Annotated in this window: 21 protein-coding genes; 8 read left to right on the top strand and 13 right to left on the bottom strand. The window is 32.2% G+C overall.

What is annotated here, in order from left to right:
* Nucleotides 1-148 precede the first annotated feature (148 nt).
* The 4 genes from fba to BP18_RS11995 form a co-directional block, all read right to left on the bottom strand.
* Nucleotides 149-1,006, bottom strand: a complete 858-nt coding sequence (fba, locus tag BP18_RS12010) for a class II fructose-1,6-bisphosphate aldolase (RefSeq protein ID WP_007721677.1) — start codon at nucleotides 1,004-1,006, stop codon at nucleotides 149-151.
* 132 nt (nucleotides 1,007-1,138) lie between these two features.
* Nucleotides 1,139-2,737, bottom strand: coding sequence for a CTP synthase (locus tag BP18_RS12005; RefSeq protein ID WP_029277212.1), 1,599 nt, complete (start codon nucleotides 2,735-2,737; stop codon nucleotides 1,139-1,141).
* 254 nt (nucleotides 2,738-2,991) lie between these two features.
* Entirely contained in the window at nucleotides 2,992-3,609 is a 618-nt protein-coding gene (rpoE, locus tag BP18_RS12000) for a DNA-directed RNA polymerase subunit delta (RefSeq protein ID WP_007721681.1), read from the bottom strand.
* 44 nt (nucleotides 3,610-3,653) lie between these two features.
* Nucleotides 3,654-4,094, bottom strand: coding sequence for a DUF1934 domain-containing protein (locus tag BP18_RS11995; protein WP_231549469.1), 441 nt, complete (start codon nucleotides 4,092-4,094; stop codon nucleotides 3,654-3,656).
* Between the two features lie 203 nt (nucleotides 4,095-4,297).
* Between BP18_RS11995 and BP18_RS11990 the strand changes: the two genes are divergently transcribed.
* The 3 genes from BP18_RS11990 to yidA are packed head-to-tail and all read left to right on the top strand — an operon-like array spanning nucleotide 4,298 to nucleotide 7,394.
* Nucleotides 4,298-5,167, top strand: a complete 870-nt coding sequence (locus BP18_RS11990; protein WP_007721684.1) for a lipoate--protein ligase family protein — start codon at nucleotides 4,298-4,300, stop codon at nucleotides 5,165-5,167.
* On the top strand, nucleotides 5,164-6,558 hold the full coding sequence (locus BP18_RS11985; RefSeq protein WP_007721690.1) for an HD domain-containing protein: 1,395 nt from the start codon (nucleotides 5,164-5,166) through the stop codon (nucleotides 6,556-6,558). The genes BP18_RS11990 and BP18_RS11985 overlap by 4 nt, the downstream gene beginning before the upstream one ends.
* Nucleotides 6,555-7,394, top strand: a complete 840-nt coding sequence (yidA, locus tag BP18_RS11980) for a sugar-phosphatase (protein WP_007721692.1) — start codon at nucleotides 6,555-6,557, stop codon at nucleotides 7,392-7,394. Before BP18_RS11985 ends, yidA begins: the two co-directional genes overlap by 4 nt.
* 56 nt (nucleotides 7,395-7,450) lie before the next feature.
* On the opposite strand, the gene BP18_RS11975 is transcribed toward yidA, so the two are convergent.
* Complete coding sequence (locus tag BP18_RS11975; RefSeq protein ID WP_007721694.1) at nucleotides 7,451-7,630, bottom strand: 2-hydroxymuconate tautomerase; 180 nt, start codon at nucleotides 7,628-7,630, stop codon at nucleotides 7,451-7,453.
* A 165-nt stretch (nucleotides 7,631-7,795) separates the two neighbouring features.
* Between BP18_RS11975 and BP18_RS11970 the strand changes: the two genes are divergently transcribed.
* Entirely contained in the window at nucleotides 7,796-8,236 is a 441-nt protein-coding gene (locus BP18_RS11970; protein ID WP_007721696.1) for an organic hydroperoxide resistance protein, read from the top strand.
* Between the two features lie 57 nt (nucleotides 8,237-8,293).
* Here the strand turns inward: BP18_RS11970 and BP18_RS11965 are convergent, their stop codons facing one another.
* Nucleotides 8,294-8,758 (bottom strand): NUDIX hydrolase, encoded by a 465-nt coding sequence (locus BP18_RS11965; protein WP_007721699.1) that lies wholly within the window; start codon nucleotides 8,756-8,758, stop codon nucleotides 8,294-8,296.
* Nucleotides 8,759-9,088: 330 nt separating this feature from the next.
* Here BP18_RS11965 and BP18_RS12640 point away from each other — a divergent pair, with 330 nt between their 5' ends.
* Both BP18_RS12640 and BP18_RS11960 read left to right on the top strand, forming a co-directional pair.
* Nucleotides 9,089-9,265, top strand: coding sequence for a hypothetical protein (locus BP18_RS12640; protein WP_155860407.1), 177 nt, complete (start codon nucleotides 9,089-9,091; stop codon nucleotides 9,263-9,265).
* A gap of 76 nt (nucleotides 9,266-9,341) precedes the next feature.
* On the top strand, nucleotides 9,342-9,548 hold the full coding sequence (locus BP18_RS11960; protein WP_029277210.1) for a hypothetical protein: 207 nt from the start codon (nucleotides 9,342-9,344) through the stop codon (nucleotides 9,546-9,548).
* Nucleotides 9,549-10,221: 673 nt separating this feature from the next.
* Here BP18_RS11960 and BP18_RS11950 read toward each other — a convergent pair.
* Complete coding sequence (locus BP18_RS11950; protein WP_029277206.1) at nucleotides 10,222-10,416, bottom strand: hypothetical protein; 195 nt, start codon at nucleotides 10,414-10,416, stop codon at nucleotides 10,222-10,224.
* Nucleotides 10,417-10,563: 147 nt separating this feature from the next.
* On the bottom strand, nucleotides 10,564-10,800 hold the full coding sequence (locus BP18_RS11945; protein ID WP_029277204.1) for a hypothetical protein: 237 nt from the start codon (nucleotides 10,798-10,800) through the stop codon (nucleotides 10,564-10,566).
* A 386-nt stretch (nucleotides 10,801-11,186) separates the two neighbouring features.
* Here BP18_RS11945 and BP18_RS11940 point away from each other — a divergent pair, with 386 nt between their 5' ends.
* Together BP18_RS11940 and BP18_RS11935 are read left to right on the top strand one after the other, a co-directional pair.
* Nucleotides 11,187-11,528 (top strand): hypothetical protein, encoded by a 342-nt coding sequence (locus BP18_RS11940; protein WP_029277203.1) that lies wholly within the window; start codon nucleotides 11,187-11,189, stop codon nucleotides 11,526-11,528.
* A 181-nt stretch (nucleotides 11,529-11,709) separates the two neighbouring features.
* The gene (locus BP18_RS11935) at nucleotides 11,710-11,898 is read left to right on the top strand and encodes a hypothetical protein (RefSeq protein WP_029277201.1); all 189 of its coding nucleotides are present in this window, start codon (nucleotides 11,710-11,712) and stop codon (nucleotides 11,896-11,898) included.
* 135 nt (nucleotides 11,899-12,033) lie between these two features.
* On the opposite strand, the gene BP18_RS11930 is transcribed toward BP18_RS11935, so the two are convergent.
* The 5 genes from BP18_RS11930 to BP18_RS11910 form a co-directional block, all read right to left on the bottom strand.
* Nucleotides 12,034-12,858: a peptide transporter gene (locus tag BP18_RS11930; RefSeq protein WP_231549468.1), complete on the bottom strand. Its 825-nt coding sequence runs from the start codon at nucleotides 12,856-12,858 to the stop codon at nucleotides 12,034-12,036.
* A 22-nt stretch (nucleotides 12,859-12,880) separates the two neighbouring features.
* Nucleotides 12,881-13,822: a peptide ABC transporter permease gene (locus BP18_RS11925; protein WP_029277198.1), complete on the bottom strand. Its 942-nt coding sequence runs from the start codon at nucleotides 13,820-13,822 to the stop codon at nucleotides 12,881-12,883.
* Between the two features lie 259 nt (nucleotides 13,823-14,081).
* On the bottom strand, nucleotides 14,082-14,615 hold the full coding sequence (locus BP18_RS11920; protein ID WP_029277197.1) for a GNAT family N-acetyltransferase: 534 nt from the start codon (nucleotides 14,613-14,615) through the stop codon (nucleotides 14,082-14,084).
* Nucleotides 14,616-14,777: 162 nt separating this feature from the next.
* Nucleotides 14,778-15,293: a GrpB family protein gene (locus BP18_RS11915; protein ID WP_029277196.1), complete on the bottom strand. Its 516-nt coding sequence runs from the start codon at nucleotides 15,291-15,293 to the stop codon at nucleotides 14,778-14,780.
* Nucleotides 15,294-15,632: 339 nt separating this feature from the next.
* Nucleotides 15,633-16,253 carry a stage II sporulation protein M gene (locus BP18_RS11910; protein ID WP_029277195.1) on the bottom strand — a complete coding sequence of 207 codons (621 nt, stop codon included), beginning with the start codon at nucleotides 16,251-16,253 and terminating at the stop codon, nucleotides 15,633-15,635.
* Between the last annotated feature and the right edge of the window lie 633 nt (nucleotides 16,254-16,886).

The raw sequence follows: 16,886 nt of genomic DNA, 5'->3' as shown, positions 1-16,886 counted from the left end.
ATAACGAGTTTAGTAATTCCAGCCTTTTTTCTCTATTTAAACAGGCTAATTCAATCTTACTATAACTCAAAACAACTTACAATTACTATATCTTTTAACCAAACAAAAAAGTCCTTGCCTAAAAGGCAAGGACTTTTTCGTTATTTAATTAAGCTTTGTTTGAAGATCCAAATCTTTGCATAGTTTCTTTAACTGTAGAAACAATTGCAGTTTTACCTGGTGCAATAACTTTACGTGGGTCATAAACTTTATCGTCAGTGTTTAATTTTTCACGTACAGCTTTTGTCCAAACTTGTTGTAATTCAGTGTTAACATTAATTTTAGAGTGACCATTTTCAATAGCTTTTTTAATTTGGAATTCTGGGATTCCAGATCCACCATGTAATACTAGAGGAGCTTTAGTTAAGTCAGAAATAATTTTCATTTCGTCAAAACCTAGAACAGGTTCGCCTTCATAATCACCATGTACTGATCCTAAAGCAGCAGCTAAAGCATCGATCTTAGCTTCAGTTACCATACGTAGACATTCTTGAGCGTCTGCGTAGTTTACTCCACCAGTAACGCCATCTTCAGTTCCACCAACAGTTCCAACTTCTGCTTCTACTGATGCGCCTTTTGAATGAGCGTATTCTACAACTTTTTTAGTTTCTTCAATGTTTTTGTCAATTACAAATGCAGAGTTATCAATCATTACTGATGAAAAACCAGCATCAATTGCAGCTTTACAGCTTTCAAAAGAAGAACCGTGATCTAAGTGTAATGCAACTGGAACTGTAATGTTCATTGTTTCCATTAAAGCTTCAACCATTGCAGCTACAACTTTAGAGCCACCCATGTATTTTCCTGCTCCTTCAGAAACACCTAAAATAACTGGTGATTTTTCTGCTTCAGCAGCTTCTAATACAGCTTGTGTCCATTCAAGGTTGTTGATGTTGAATTGACCTACAGCATATTTACCTTCTAAAGCTTTATTTAACATATCTGTCATACTAACTAAACGACTCATATATTTTTTCCTCCTTAAGGAAATCTTTTTATTTACTAAGATACTCTTAGTCAACGATGCTATTATAACAATAAAACATGAAAATATCTAGATTTATTATAAACTTAACCAGTTTTCATGTCCCATTTGCTATCAGTTGCTTAATGCTGCTTTTACAAAACCTAAAAATAGTTTTTGTGGGCGATTCGGACGTGAGACAAATTCTGGATGGAATTGGCACGCTACATAAAATGGGTGGTCAGATAACTCAACAATTTCAACTAAGCGATTATCTGGTGACACACCTGAAAAGACTAAACCTTTTTCTTCTAGCATCGTCCGGTATTCATTATTGAACTCGTAACGGTGACGGTGACGTTCTTGAACAACGTCAACATTGTCATAGGCTTGAGCTGTTACAGAACCTGGTTTTAATTTACATGGATACAACCCTAGGCGCAATGTCCCTCCCATATTGACCACATCTTTTTGATTTAGCATCAAATCAATAATGTTATATGGTGTTTCTGGGTCAGTTTCTGCTGAATGCGCACCTTCTAAACCTGCAACATTGCGTGCAAATTCTACACATGCTAATTGCATACCTAAACAGATTCCTAAGAACGGCACTTTATTTTCACGTGCGTATTGAATTGCTAAGATTTTGCCTTCTAGACCGCGATCACCAAATCCACCGGGAACTAAAATTCCATCTGCATTTTTTAATTTACTTTCAACATTTTCTGGTGAAACTTCCTCAGCATTGATCCATTCTACTTCAATTTCAGAATCTACAGCATATCCTGCATGGTTTAAAGATTCAATAACTGATAAATAAGCATCAGGTAATTCAACGTATTTTCCAACTAATGCAATTTTTGTTTTCTTAGATAAATGCAATACTTTTTGTTCTAACGCAATCCACTCTGACATATCTGCAGGTGGTGCATCAATTTTCAAATGATCACAAACAATTTGGTCCATGTTTTGTTTTTGTAAATTTAATGGAATAGAATACAACGTGTCTACATCACGTGATTCAATAACAGCCTCTGGATTCACATCGCAAAATGAAGCTAATTTATCTTTCAAACTTTGTGGAACAGGTTTTTCTGTACGAATCACTAGCAAGTTCGGCTGAATCCCTAACCCACGTAATTCTTTCACACTATGTTGCGTTGGTTTTGTCTTCATTTCACCAGCTGCACCTAAATAGGGAATCAATGTTGTATGGATATACATAACATTATCTGCACCTACATCACTTTTCATTTGACGTAAGGCTTCTAAGAAAGGAAGCGATTCGATATCTCCTACTGTACCGCCAACCTCGGTTATCACGATGTCAGAGTCTGTTGTTTGACCTGCACGCATAATTTTTTCTTTGATTTCATTGGTAATATGTGGAATAACTTGAACGGTTGCTCCTAAATATTCCCCTTTACGTTCTTTGCGTATCACTTCAGAATATATTTTACCCGTAGTTACATTCGAATATTGATTTAAATTGATATCAATAAATCGTTCATAATGACCCAAGTCTAAGTCAGTTTCAGCCCCATCATCTGTTACGAAAACTTCTCCATGTTGATAAGGACTCATTGTTCCTGGGTCAACATTAATATAAGGATCAAATTTTTGAATGGTCACCTTCAATCCTCGGTTCTTTAATAAACGCCCTAGAGATGCTGCGGCAATTCCTTTGCCTATTGAAGATACTACTCCACCTGTTACAAAAATATATTTTGTCATTTTACCGGCTCCTTCTGACTGTATTAGAGTAAAAATAAAAGAATGATACTGGACACTTTCTGTTTTTCTTGGGTAGCAATGTATAATAAAAACAGAAAAGCTCCCTATCCATTAGTAGAATAGGGAGCTTTTGATTACTTATAGTTCCTGTCCCTTAAATTGAATTTAAGGGAGCCCAATATAGATAATACACATTTCTGTAGGAACCGTCAAGATATTCCTTTTAGTAACAAGTTGCCTTAGAAGAGTCCTTATTAATACTCGTCTTCGGTATCGTCTTCATCTTCGTCTTCGATGATGGTAAGATCGCCTTCAACACCATCAGGTAATTCATCTTCTTCGTCATCTGTACCTAATTCAGACAAATCAGCTTTGTATTCTCCAAGATCTTCTTTGTCTTCATCATCAATCATTACGCCATGTTCATCAACACTAACACGTCCACCGTAAGTAGTCGCATCGTCATCTTCTTCCTCTTCAGGAGAATCATCGTCTTCAGGATCGTCATCATTGTAATCAATATCATCTTCACCTGTAACAAATGCACTAGCTTTTTTGCGTTTTTTACGACGTGGAGCTTCATCTTCATTTCCTTGAGTCACTTCTTCATCGATGAAATCGATTGGGTACCATGAACGTAGTCCCCAGCGGTTTTCTCCTAAGGAAATAAAACTACCGTCAATATTTAAGTCTGTGTAAAATTGAGAAGTTGCAACAGCAAGTTCTTTTGAGTTTATGTTTAAGAATTCTTGTACTTCTTTTAGTAAAGCTGAGAAATCAAGGATTTCTCCTTTTTGATCTAAGATGGCATGAGCTACTTCAATCATTGACAATTCATTTTTGTTTTGCCCGTCAAATTGTGTTAATTTCACGAAAGCCACGTCCTTTCAACAGTCTATTCTTTATCATACAATATTTAAATAGTAAAAAGCAATTGTAATTTGTAATCTCCTAATTTTTCTTTTCCTAAAAACAAATCGTATTCAATGTATACTCTTCCAGAAAAGGGTTCATCTGTATAACTAATCTGCATATTTTTTGTCATTGTTTCAATACTGACTGCACCTTGTGGCGTACGGTAGAGGGTTTCAAATCTTTCGCCTTTATTGAATCGCATTCGTGTAGTCGTTTCACCTTTACGTGTAAGAGTAACGATTCCAGTCGGATCAATTTTAACCGTTACAGGAACGACTCCTGTTTCATAGGTCTCTTGGAAACGAATATAATAAGACGAATTCATTTGAACGACTTTACCAGCTTCGTCGAATACGTGTTTTTCAGTTTCATTGCCTTGAGAAATAATTGTCTCTAAATGTATTTGCGCTGCTCTTCCTTTTGATAAATCCAATTGTCTCACCTCATTATTTTTTATTCCTTATCTACTGTTCACAAAAGGTTTAGTAATTCTAGCCGCCTTTTTCATTTTATTGCATACCTATCTTATCATAGATAAAGCGAATATTATGCTTTTTTGAAACAGTTAAGGAAGAACACTGCAATAAAATTTGCTATAATAAGGAAGAATCGTTATTTATAATCAACCTAAAGGAAGTAAAACCAATGACAACTACTGAAAAAAAAGATTTTTTATCCAATCATTCTTATGAACTTTACGAAGCTACCACTATGCCTTTTCCCAATAAAACCATTTCTCACTTTGCATTAACAGATAGTTTATTGCGTTATGCTGGAAAGTACCAAAAGAACATTGTGCATTTTTGGCCAACTATAAATTTAGTTATTCTAGGCATGATGGATACAAAATTACCATATTTCAAAGACGCATTGGCGGTCCTTGAAGGGTACGGACAACCTTATATCGTTCGTAATTCAGGAGGTTTAGCAGTTGTAGGAGATGAGGGTGTATTAAATTTTTCACTTATATTGCCTGAAGATCCTCAGCAAAAAATGCCTATCAATACTGGATATGACTATATGATGCAGTTGATCAATGATGCCCTCAAACCATTTGGAAAAAAAAGTCTTGCTTACGAAATTAAAAATTCTTATTGTCCTGGAGATTACGATTTAAGTATTGATGGAAAAAAATTTGCCGGCATCTCACAAAGACGCTTAAAAAATGGTGTAGCCATTATGATCTACATCAGCGTAAACGGCAACCAAACGAAGAGAGCTGAAATGATTCGTGATTTTTATCAGGCAGGCTTAAAAGGCGAAACGGTCAAATGGCATTTTCCATCAGTAGATCCTGCTGCAATGGCTACATTAGAAGATTTACTCGGCATTTCTTTGACTGTAGCTGAAATGAAGAATTTGATTTTACACACGCTTCTTCAAAACAACTGCACGATTGTAGCCGGTGAGTATTCTTCAGAAATTATAGCCGATTATAATGAAGGCTTTGAAAAAATGATTCGCCGCAACCAGCAAATGCTCGGCAATTCAATTGATAAGGAGTTAAGCGAATGAGCGACCTTTATGATGATAAATTTTCATTGCCTATCGAACACGTATTACGTGATCCAGTCCACGACTATATTCATGTTCAAAATCAGATTATTTTAGATTTGATCAATTCAAGCGAATTTCAGAGATTACGGAGAATCAAACAATTAGGCACCTCTTCTTTAACTTTTCATGGTGCAGAACATTCGCGTTTCACTCATTCGTTGGGTGTCTATGAAATTGCTCGTCGAATCTGTGATAAATTCAAGCGAAATTATGCTACTCAAACACCCGGTGATGGCGGTTGGGATGATAATGAACGTTTAGTTGCCTTATGTGCAGCATTGTTACATGATATTGGACATGGACCCTATTCTCATACATTTGAACATATTTTTAAAACAGATCACGAAGAGTTTACTGTAGCTATTATTAACTCTCCAGAAACGGAAGTTCATAAAATTTTAGCTAAAGTTAGTGAAGATTTTCCGGAAAAAGTTGCCAGTGTTATCCAGAAAACCTATCCTAACCCGCAAGTGGTCCAACTCATTTCTAGTCAAATCGATGCCGACCGGATGGACTATTTATTGCGTGATGCCTATCATACCGGTGTCAATTATGGTACATTTGATTTGACGCGTGTGCTTAGAGTGATTCGTCCTTACAAGGATGGAATCTATTTTCAAGTGTCCGGTATGCATGCAGTTGAAGATTACATCGTCAGCCGTTACCAAATGTACATGCAAGTCTATTTTCACCCTGTTTCGAGAGGTATGGAAGTCATATTAGACCATTTGTTAAACCGTGCAAAAAAAATGTATGTTGATCCAGAGTTCCATTTTACCGATCAACTAAACTTACTTGTGCCTTTTTTTGAAAACAACTTCACTCTTAAAGATTATCTAAAATTAGATGATGGTGTTTTAGCCACTTACTTTACATTATGGAAAGAAGAAAAAGATCCTATTTTAAGCGATTTGGCTACACGTTTCCTAGATCGCCATCCCTTTAAGTCCGTTAAATTTTCTAGCACAACTGATATGGCTTTGATCGAAGAGCTGAAAAGTATTATTCGTGAAGCTGGATACGATACAGACTATTATACAGCTATCAATAACAGTTACGATCTTCCTTATGACTTTTACCGGCCTAATCAAGATACTAACCGCACACAAATAGAATTAGTTCATCAAGATGGTACATTGGTTGAACTTTCTAAAGTAAGCGAAATTGTTTCTTCTATAACGGGAAAGGTCCGTGGCGATGAACGTTTTTATGTACCAAAAGAATTTTTAAAACCAGGAATATCAAATGAAATAACTTTATTTGAACATTTATACGATGAATTTAATCGTTATATTAAGAACGGGGCCATTATTGACCCAAATAAATTAGTGGAGGACTCACCTAAATGACTATAGAATTAATTGCCATCGATTTAGACGGCACATTGTTAACACCCGAAAGAAAAATAAGTACTAAGGTTAAAGAAACCATTAAATTGGCTAAAACCAAAGGGATTAAAGTTGTTATTTGCACTGGGCGCCCTTTACCTGGTGTAAACTCAATCCTCGCAGAATTAAATTTAGAAGAAGAAGGCGATTACGTCATTACTTACAATGGCGCATTAGTTCAGCAATCACATAATGGAAAAGCTATTGCTCATCACACATTAAGTTTTGAGGATTTTCTGAAAATTGAAGAAATGAGTCGTCAAGTCGGAAGCCATTGTCATACAATTGATGAAAAATACATTTACACTGCTAACAAAGACATCAGTCCATACAGTGTAAGAGAATCCTTTTTAGTCAATATGCCGATTCGATTCCGCACAGTAGCAGAAATGGACCCAACAATAGAAATCAGTAAAATGATGATGATTGATGATCCTGACGTTCTTGATGCGGCCATTGCTAAATTTCCAAAAAGTTTTTATGATGACTACACTGTTTTAAAAAGTGAGCCATTTTATCTAGAAGTGTTAAACAAATCTGCCAGTAAAGGTCAAGCACTAAAAGATCTAGCACAAATTTTGTCTATTCCTCGTGAAAATATCATGGCTATTGGAGACAATGAAAATGATATCGATATGATTGAATACGCTGGAATGGGTGTAGCCATGGGCAATGCTATTGCTAGCGTAAAAGACGTAAGTGATTACATTACTGATACAAATGAACAAGACGGTGTCGCTAAAGCAATTGAAGCCATTGCTTTTGAGAACAGTCCAATTCATAATTCCTCAAAATAATCGAAAAAAAACAAGCTATGAGGATATACTACAACTCATAGCTTATTTTTTATTATTTAGCCTAATAATTTCCCACCCACAGCGTAGTTGGTTTTTTTCATGTCTTCAATAATAACATGAACTTTATCTTCTGTTGCTCCAGTGTTTTTCACTACGGCTTGTGTAATATCTTTAACTAGACCAGCTTTTTGTTCTGCGGTCCGTCCTTCAACTAATTCAACATGTACAAATGGCATATACCTCTCTCCTTTCTCTATATTCTCTTCTAATTTTAGACCTATTTTTTTTCTTTTCAACTAATTTTTTCTTTAGATCAATGCTCTTAAACAGATGATTAGAGTTTTAATCCAAATGTTAGTATACTTAATACGTACGATAATTTAGAGAGGAGATTTACAACTATGACAGATTCAAAATTAATGTATCAAACGACAGCAATTAATACTGGTGGACGAAATGGTGAAAGCCATTTACCTGATAAATCATTTTCTGTTCGTGTTTCTACTCCAAAAGATATGGGTGGCCCTGGACAAGGAAGTAACCCAGAACAATTATTCGCACTAGGCTATAGCGCTTGTTTCAATTCAGCTTTAGAACATATGATGAAAGAAGAAAAAGTAACTGGTAAAAGCCAAGTTACTGCAACAGTTGAATTGCATTCAGACCCAACTGATAACGGGTTTAAACTTGCAGTTAAACTAGAAGTTGGAATTGAAGGCAAAGATGACGCAACTACGAAAGAATTAGCAGAAAAAGCGCATGCTTTTTGTCCTTATTCAAAAGCTACAAGTGGAAATATTGATGTAACAGTAACAGCCGTTGCTTATGAAGCAGATAAATAAAACAATGATTTAGGGAGTTGAGACGGTCGTCTCAACTCCCTTTTAGTATTTTCATTCTTATATAGATTGACCCATCTTTAGATAATGTTTTTCATATTGTTCTACAGCCCATTTATGGCTGCCTCTTTTTAATTTAGCTATGGCTTCAGGAATGGACACCCATTCTAATTGATTGAAATCTTCTAGTGGCTCACAAATAGGTTTCCATGTTTTAGCAATATAAAAATATGCAGGATTGTGGTAATGCTGGTGGCGGTGTTTGGAGTAATAATACTCTTCTGCTTCACCGATAAACTGCCCAACTTCTATTTCATATCCTAATTCTTCCATTGATTCACGTTGAGCCGTTTCTTCATGAGTCTCATTTTTCTCGATTTCTCCACCTGGTAATAAATATGAGCCGTTTGGAGGTGAAACGAGTAAGATTTTTTTACTTTCTGAGTCAAAAATCACAACATGTACGCCAATACGGGTACGATAAACTTGATTATCCAACTTTAGTCCAAATGTTTTCATTGTCATTTCGCTTCCCCCTCCTCATCGTATCCTCATTTTGAAATACTTTTCCTCATTATACACTATTTTACAACTAATTAACTACTCTATTTGTGTTTAACCCATAGATTAAAATTTCTAAAAATCATGGTATACATTAATCTGTTTCCGGGTAACATTAACCTAAAGACCAGTAAGATTTAAGTAAAAGATAACACCACAGATTCAAGCTTTTTAGTTAGTCATTAACGTCCATAAACATGAAACCTAATTCTTCACCTGTGAAAGATATATTAATAGGTAAATTAATAGTATAATAAACGTTATTGAAAGCGTTATTTAAAGGAGGAGTTTTAAATGAAATTTTTAAGCGGTGTAATAGCTCTAAGTAGCGGTTTGTGGATGCACGTATATGTTTATGGATTAGAAAACACATCTTCTGCTGCATTCAATGGCATTTTTTATTTTTATGCTTTTTGTTTATTTGTATTAGGCATTGTTTCCATCTACAGATCTTTTAATGAAAAAAAATAGTTTTTTTATTTTGAAAGGTGATTTCCAATGAGAAGGCTATTGTTTTTAGGTTGAATACTAGCTGTTTTTTAGCAGGATGCTCAACTATGTCCCTAGAAGAAGCGGAACAAAACTAGTTATTGATCAATATAGTATTTTTAATGGCACGGCTGAAATTATTTCTACAGATAAAAAAGAAGATGAGTATTATATTGAATGGATAAACGAAAGCGATAGAACTAAAGGAGTCAGCGCAGTCTCTTCAGACGGAGAAATTACAGTTATCGAATCAGAAGCTCAATAAACAGAACTTAAACTTAATACTAAAAATACAGAGAGATTCTCAAAAATTACTAACTATACATATCTAAAAAATCATGTTTAGAGGACTCATCTACCCATAAATTTATGACAAGGAGAATTCATATGCCGTTTCCATTAAATATTGTCGTTGCAGTTATAATATCTGCGATATACAGTTTAATCTCTTTCGGCCTTAAATTACCTAGTAAGTACAAAACGCAGTTTCGTATTTACTCTGTTGTAATCAATCTAATCTTTATTGTATTCTTACTAGGCTTTTCTTTATATTTCAAAACATCTCTACCTAATCAAGGAATAACTATTTACTATAATGGTTTAGCTACATTGTACTTTTTGTTATTTATCCCTTTGGAAGTAGTTTTGATACTGCTATTTAGGAAATTAATAATGAACGCCGATATCTATTTAGTTTTTTTAAAATATGCGATAATTATTGGAGCTATCGTTATATTAACAAGTATATTTGCTTTAGGTTATGCCCTTTTCATCTTAACTTTTTACGGTTTCGCTCCTTAATCTGCATAAAAAGGGAAACTTATAAACAATTATTTTAGCTCATACAACTTCCTTTATACTTAATAATCTTGATTAATGTCTACTAACTCTCTATTTCGGGTAGACTTTAAGAATACAGTAAGAAAAAATTGGTTACATTATTTTACTTCATCTTCAAACCATTGGTATTCTCGGCCGGTTTCGTCTCGTAAAAGAGAATCAGAGAGCATTTCAAAAATTTGAGTTTGTTTCTTCGGTTCTTTATTTTGGTAACTAATTTCAATAAACTTATCGTCTGACTTAAATGTTAGCAACTTCGTATCATAGCTATTAGACTCTTCTTTCCAAACCACTTTTAATTGGTTGCCTCCTGGAAAGACAGCATACGCTAGTGGAACTGACGTATCAGCTTTTACTCCATTTTGGAATAGCAGCTTATAACACTTAGTTTTTAGGAATAATTATTGTTTCGCTTGTTTATAATTCAGTGACTAAAGTTTCTACACTATACCTTGATACTTAATGCTCTTTTTTGCAATTTTAAATACTAGGTGTGTAGCTAGTGAAGCTAGTATAATTTCTCCTATAAATATAAACAGGTAGATAAAAATTGCACCTTTCATTTCATCTGGATGAGGTATTATGTTTCCAAATAATAAACTAATCAATGCATTAGTTACATAAAGAAAGATAATGGTTAAAATAAATTTTGTTATCGATACTATCGCATTATTCATCTGTTAAACTCCTTGTCTCTGTGTATTGATATTGTATTTGCTTTCTATTTTATTTAAGAAACAAAAAACACAATTTTATTACCCGACTTTCTGATATGGTCATAGTTAGATTAGACAATTATAAGTGGAAAAAGAAAGTACTGATATGTAAACCATTTTTTTAATGTTATTCTAACTATGATAAACAACAGAATGATCTGTGGATATGCTTTGTTTATTCTCAGATATTAATTTGTAAATTTAATATTTTATAGTTTTTGAAATAACGAATGGTGCTTATACAATAGTAAATATAAGTGCTGCATTATTTTTGATTTATTATGTTGAATGCGTGTTAAAATAAAAATTAGTTTAAGTCATACTAGAATTTGAAATGAGGCTTTTTTATGAGAAATTACATAGCTACTACTTTTTTATCGATATTAATACTAGGTAAACTAATTGGGATAATTAATATTTTTTTAGGGAGATATCAGTCTATTTTTGTAAGCTACTTTACTTTAGCGCCTATTGATTCATATCAAATTAATGATGTACCTAAAGAAAAACAAGAAAAATTTAAAATTTTAGCTATTTTAAGTGGAATCATAGATATATTACTTTCTATAATTGTTATCCTAGTTATATCGAAAGTAGAAACAGAGGTTATTCTATTTTTAGCATTCCTTCTCTATGCAAACTCTACTTTTTTTGGCAATTATAGTAATAAAATATTACAACTCAAATAATAAAAATTCTCCTTCCCTTTATTGGAAAGCGAAAGATTTTTTTAATGATCCATAACGAAGATACTTTTTAAGGAAAATTTCCATTGAATAAACTAGTGTCAATTAGGGTATACATATTTTTTATAGGTAGTGAGAATGAAGCTACAGAACTTATTTTATTTAATTGTTAGGAGGCTTGTAAATGTCTGTAAAGTTAGCTATTCAAACCATTTTAAACTTCTTTGCACTTGATTTGATTTTTAATCCTATCGTTGGTTCTATCTTACCTGTTAGTGGTTTAGGAGCTCTTTTAAGTTTTGTATATTGGGGTTTACTTTTGATTTCATCCTATCAATTAGCTGTTTTTCTAAAGAAAGAAAAATACACATAAAATAGGTGTGCCCGTAACCCTTTCAAACAAAAAATACATTGCGCTAATGAAAACTTGATTTTTTTCTGTTACATAATTTTTATTTTTTAGATCATATTATTGAATGATAGATAATTATATTAAATTTGGATTAATTTATTTGTGTAATTTAAAAAAATGGATTGTTTTAAAAAAAAAGCTCATAAGAACATACGGAAACAACAACAAAAACAAATAACTGATAACCGTTGTTTGCGGGCTGGTAGTATCAGAAGGTATAAACTGCGTATTTCTTAAGCCGGTTAATAGTCCTCCTGTATTGAATTGAATTTCAATAAAAAGCATTACTGTGATCATTTCTAGATAAATAAATTTCATAATGTTTTCTAAAAATGGGAGTAAATTTGGAATAACATAGGAAAAGAATAGCTTATATTTAGGATAGCCTAGTGATTTTGCGAAGATAAAATAATTAGATTGATAAACATCTTTGATATACGGAGTCATATATTTAATCAGAAAAATAATTGGAAAAATACTCAATATAACTAATGGAACAGTTATCGCTGGTTCTCTGGGTGTACCAACTGTTTTAAATAGATAGATGGAAGTTTCTTTGTAGATAACGACACTCAACCAGTGGATGAAGAACACAATACCAAGTACAGGTAAACTCTCAATGTCTTCTAAATATTTTATCAATCTCATTACCTTTTTATTCTTCATTTTTGGGAAATAATAACTGTAAATAAGAAGTGAAAATAATGTTATGGTTAAACTAGTACTGATTAATTTTAACGTATAGTCACCGTTGGTTTGTTGATAAATAATGAATAATTCAGATAAGTACCGATATGTAAAAATTTGACTAATAGATTCTTTTACAATTTCGAATAGTAATTCTGTATTTCCCATGCTTAATGGTAATGAATAGCTTAAACAAACAAGTAGAATGGTACCCATCGGTAAGGTAATAAACAAAATGGATTGCTTTATAATTTTTTTATATGGATTGATTTTGCATCCCTCCCGTTAAAGATCGCTTGATTCCATTGAGCAAGAGAATAAAGCCGCCATAAAAAGCTAACGGAATGAGCACCGTCCATGGAGTACTGGCTAATCGATTGATATTCTGCCCAATTAGACCGCTCCATTCGTTAGATATAGTTGCCGTATATGTAGTGCTTGCATCTAACTGGGTTACTAAGGAACCCCCTAGATAGAGTTGGAAATAAGCTAAATAAATAAAAAGAGATAAATTTTGTGTTAGGATTTTGAAAAACAAATTTAAGGTAAGTTCTGTTAATTGTGGTTTAAAAGAATATCCAATCATTCTAAACTTAGAACTCCCTAATGTCTGGCTAGCAAGGGCAAAATCTTGCTTGAAAAGAACACTTAATTCAGAATGATACAGTTTAACCAAATTAGGAATTCCTACAAGAAATAGAATGAATAATTGAATCATTACAAATTTTAAATTAGCTGAAGGTTGGACATTATCGGTATTAAAGAGTAATGCATCAGAATAAGGCCCTATTAATAGCAGCAATAAAAACGGTTTAGGAATTAATGTAAAAAGCTTGTCAAAATAAGAAAATAGAGGCAGCAAAACTTTTGAGCCTAATTTATAAAGAGTCAGAATAGTTATAATTAAACTACTGAATATTTGAGCAGTACTTAATAATAACCCAATAAAAAAAGTGTATTTAAAGCCTTGAATAATCTTAGCAAAGATAGTAAATCCTATGATATCTGTACCAAATGGCAGAACTTCAAGAGGAGTGAAAGGCGGATACTTTACTTCTCCATTTATCATAATGCTTTCTACACGGAGCGTTAAAATTTTTGATAATAAGGGCTCATACAAACAGCTAAGAAGTAAAAAAAATAACACGACTGAACAGAATATCCATAACGTTAAATTTTTATTTTTCAATGAATTCATAAAATAATGATTTCCTCCTTCGTTTTCATGAGTCTATCTTAATTTAACAAGGTTCCGGTTATTTTTGATATTTGTCCTTATTCTTCGATATAACAAAGATTATAAACAAGAAACATACTAAAGTTAAAGCCATATAAAATGCACTCCTTATATTATGATTACGTAGTTAAATATTTGGCTTAAAGATAACATATTTTATTTTTTTATAAAACAAGAATTTTCGATACATGAAATTCGATATTATTTACAAATTTGATACCTAGCATTCAAATTTATAAATACAATAATAAAGAGTAGTAACTTCTTTGTTTTCGAGGAATTTCAACTTTTCGTTTTTTGTAAATTTATATCTAAATCCACATTTTTCGACAACTCTTTTAGAGTTACCATTAAAATCAAAATGGCCATACCAGATTAAATCTAACTCTAACTCAGCAAATGAATATCTGATTAATTCATTTACTGCTTCAGGAACAATATTTCTTCCCCAGTATTTAGGATTTAATACATATCCTATTTCTCTTTGTTTTAAATTAGTAATAGTATGATCTGGTTTCCTATCATGAAGTCCTATACTTCCAATAACTTTATTCTCTGATTCTAAAACAATCGCATATGTATTTTTATCTTTGATAAACATCTCTATTATTTCTTTGCTTTCTTCTTCATTTTTGTGAGGTGACCATCCAACACTAGGTCCAACTAATTTATTACGTGCATATTCGTATAAGTCTTTGCTATCTTTTTGTTTCCATTCTCTTAATAGTAATCTCTCTGTTACTAATTCTTTCATCTCGCTCCTCCTTATTAAAAAAAATTAGTTTTCAAGATTAATACATAAAATGGCTTAAAATAATTTATATAGAACTTTGTTAACTTCTAGTTCGAACTCAGGAAAATAATTGGAAAACAATCTTATTCTTAGGCAAAATCCACTTACTTGAACAATCAGATACTACTGTTCTTTGTAATAAATTAGTGCTTTTTTCTCTAAGTCTTTAACAAATCTATCTTTACCACTTACATAGGATTCGATATCATTCGGAAATTTTTCAGCCAGCTCGTTCTTTAAATTCTCATATTTTTTTCTTGCTTCATAGTACGTTCTGAGATAATCCCTAACCGCTAAGTGACGGTCAATATCATACTTATTATCCGCCTGAAATACATGTACCTGATGAGTCCTATTATCTCTTCCTTTTCTAAAATAACGTCTTCCTTCTATCCCAAACTCACCAAGAGGTTCATATCCGATTTCTGTCATTTGAAGATTAAATAAATCGACATTTTCGATATGCTTCACTACTGGCATGATATCAATGATTGGTTTAGCTTTTAAGTCGCGTACAGAGGTACTTCCAATATGGTGTATATCGATTAATTCATTAACAAAAACAGCTTTAATTTTTTCAGCTTCATCTTTGAACATTTGTGGCCACTTTTCGTTATATTCTTTCACTTCAACTTTCATATTTTTTTAATCTCCATTCTCTTAAAAAAAATAATTATTAAATATATTTGGTAAAAATTTGCCAGTATAATCTCCCATACAATAAATGAAATTAGATAAAGTCACGTATCTAGAACCTTAGTAAATCAATATTTTTTTTGATTAAAATTAAAAAATAAAGCACTAAACAACCATATTATTCAATACTTTAAAAAGTCATTAACAGTTGTCTCAATAACCTGAGCTACCTCAAATGGTAATTTCAAATATTGCATCATATCGATCATTATAAAAGTTAAAAAAATTGAACATAAAGTTAATAATGAAAAATATGTAGTTATTAGCTTAATCACTTACTTTTTATTGAAAAAAAACGAATAATATCTCTGCTAAATACGTCTCCAAAAATGCTGCGAAAATCAGCATTGGGAGAATGAACAGAGCATATAGTTTTACAGCTTCTAGACCTCTATTTGTAAACGATATTTTCTCTTTATTTTTTTTGAAAATATTTTTAATTTTTATTCGAATAAACTGGTTCAACTCATACAAAATAGCTGCGAATAGACAGAATGCAAAAACCTCAACAATATAATATGGCATACTTGAAACGAGTACCTGTATTCCTTTAACTAAATCAACTTGTAGTATGATTCCAAAGGCAACACCTATAAGAGCAGCAGGTATAATGATATTTAGTAGGTATAAAAATTGTATTGGAATTGTAGACAAAATCAGCATCTGTAGAGGGACCTTAAAACCATTATTAAGGATATAAGCCTCTACTTTTTGTATCCCATTTAATTGGATAAGCTGTTCATTATCGCCTATTGACTCAAATATTTTTATAAAATCAATGTTTGAAATGTTTAAACTGAACATGTAAGTTATTAAAGCTATAACTATTGATAGACTTGTTAGAAATAAAAAGAACTTACTAGCTCTTTTAAAGATTGTTTTATTTGATAAGTATAAAAGCATATATCTCCTCTTCGCTTGAATTATTAATAGATCACTTAATTTTAACCTATTATTTGGGGTGACTACAAGATTTTTTTATTAAGTAGACTAACCTCACTTAGAAAAAAATAGATAAAATAATCTATCATATAGCAAAAGAAAATGATAATTGTAGACTTAATAATGATAGAATATAATTGAGTACATGCTACTAAGATATATTCCTGTTTAAGACGGTAGCAAGTTGATTAAATTAATAGACGGTTATTTTTTTGTCGTTGTTTTGCTTTATCAGTATATCTAATACAATTAGTTTTTGGTTATACTTGCTAAAGGGAGGTGACTTATGAGTTTGTTTAAAAATATGATAGAATTTAAATGGCCTATATTACTGTTTGAAGTAATTTTTTTGATTGGTGGCATTTTGCTAATAACTACCGGAATTAAAATACATAAACAAAGCAAAATCTCAGCTCTAATTAGTATAATTGTAGGAATAATGATTACATTAATTTCGCTTTGTGTAATCTTTTGGACATTTATAGTTGGATATAATTCTTAATTAGCTGAGACGTACTACTCCTAATTACTTAGATACATAAAATTGGATAAAATCGTGTATCTGAAATTTTGATATGTTATGGATTTTTCCGA

This window comes from Carnobacterium jeotgali MS3 (assembly GCF_000745125.1).
In the GTDB taxonomy this organism is placed as follows: Bacteria; Bacillota; Bacilli; order Lactobacillales; family Carnobacteriaceae; genus Carnobacterium_B; species Carnobacterium_B jeotgali.
The sequence above is the reverse complement of the archived record's forward strand: the minus strand, read 5'-3'. Positions and strand labels throughout refer to the sequence as shown.

Excerpts from the sequence above, each read along its gene's own strand:
- BP18_RS11910 (WP_029277195.1), bottom strand. The coding sequence starts at position 16,253 with ATGCTTTTATACTTATCAAATAAAACAATCTTTAAAAGAGCTAGTAAG.
- fba (WP_007721677.1), bottom strand. The coding sequence starts at position 1,006 with ATGAGTCGTTTAGTTAGTATGACAGATATGTTAAATAAAGCTTTAGAA.
- BP18_RS11960 (WP_029277210.1), top strand. The coding sequence starts at position 9,342 with ATGCTCAACTATGTCCCTAGAAGAAGCGGAACAAAACTAGTTATTGAT.
- BP18_RS11925 (WP_029277198.1), bottom strand. The coding sequence starts at position 13,822 with ATGAATTCATTGAAAAATAAAAATTTAACGTTATGGATATTCTGTTCA.
- BP18_RS11915 (WP_029277196.1), bottom strand. The coding sequence starts at position 15,293 with ATGAAAGTTGAAGTGAAAGAATATAACGAAAAGTGGCCACAAATGTTC.
- BP18_RS11970 (WP_007721696.1), top strand. The coding sequence starts at position 7,796 with ATGACAGATTCAAAATTAATGTATCAAACGACAGCAATTAATACTGGT.
- BP18_RS11990 (WP_007721684.1), top strand. The coding sequence starts at position 4,298 with ATGACAACTACTGAAAAAAAAGATTTTTTATCCAATCATTCTTATGAA.
- BP18_RS11985 (WP_007721690.1), top strand. The coding sequence starts at position 5,164 with ATGAGCGACCTTTATGATGATAAATTTTCATTGCCTATCGAACACGTA.
- BP18_RS12640 (WP_155860407.1), top strand. The coding sequence starts at position 9,089 with ATGAAATTTTTAAGCGGTGTAATAGCTCTAAGTAGCGGTTTGTGGATG.
- BP18_RS11935 (WP_029277201.1), top strand. The coding sequence starts at position 11,710 with ATGTCTGTAAAGTTAGCTATTCAAACCATTTTAAACTTCTTTGCACTT.
- BP18_RS11940 (WP_029277203.1), top strand. The coding sequence starts at position 11,187 with ATGAGAAATTACATAGCTACTACTTTTTTATCGATATTAATACTAGGT.
- BP18_RS11975 (WP_007721694.1), bottom strand. The coding sequence starts at position 7,630 with ATGCCATTTGTACATGTTGAATTAGTTGAAGGACGGACCGCAGAACAA.
- BP18_RS11945 (WP_029277204.1), bottom strand. The coding sequence starts at position 10,800 with ATGAATAATGCGATAGTATCGATAACAAAATTTATTTTAACCATTATC.
- BP18_RS11920 (WP_029277197.1), bottom strand. The coding sequence starts at position 14,615 with ATGAAAGAATTAGTAACAGAGAGATTACTATTAAGAGAATGGAAACAA.
- BP18_RS11965 (WP_007721699.1), bottom strand. The coding sequence starts at position 8,758 with ATGACAATGAAAACATTTGGACTAAAGTTGGATAATCAAGTTTATCGT.
- yidA (WP_007721692.1), top strand. The coding sequence starts at position 6,555 with ATGACTATAGAATTAATTGCCATCGATTTAGACGGCACATTGTTAACA.
- BP18_RS12005 (WP_029277212.1), bottom strand. The coding sequence starts at position 2,737 with ATGACAAAATATATTTTTGTAACAGGTGGAGTAGTATCTTCAATAGGC.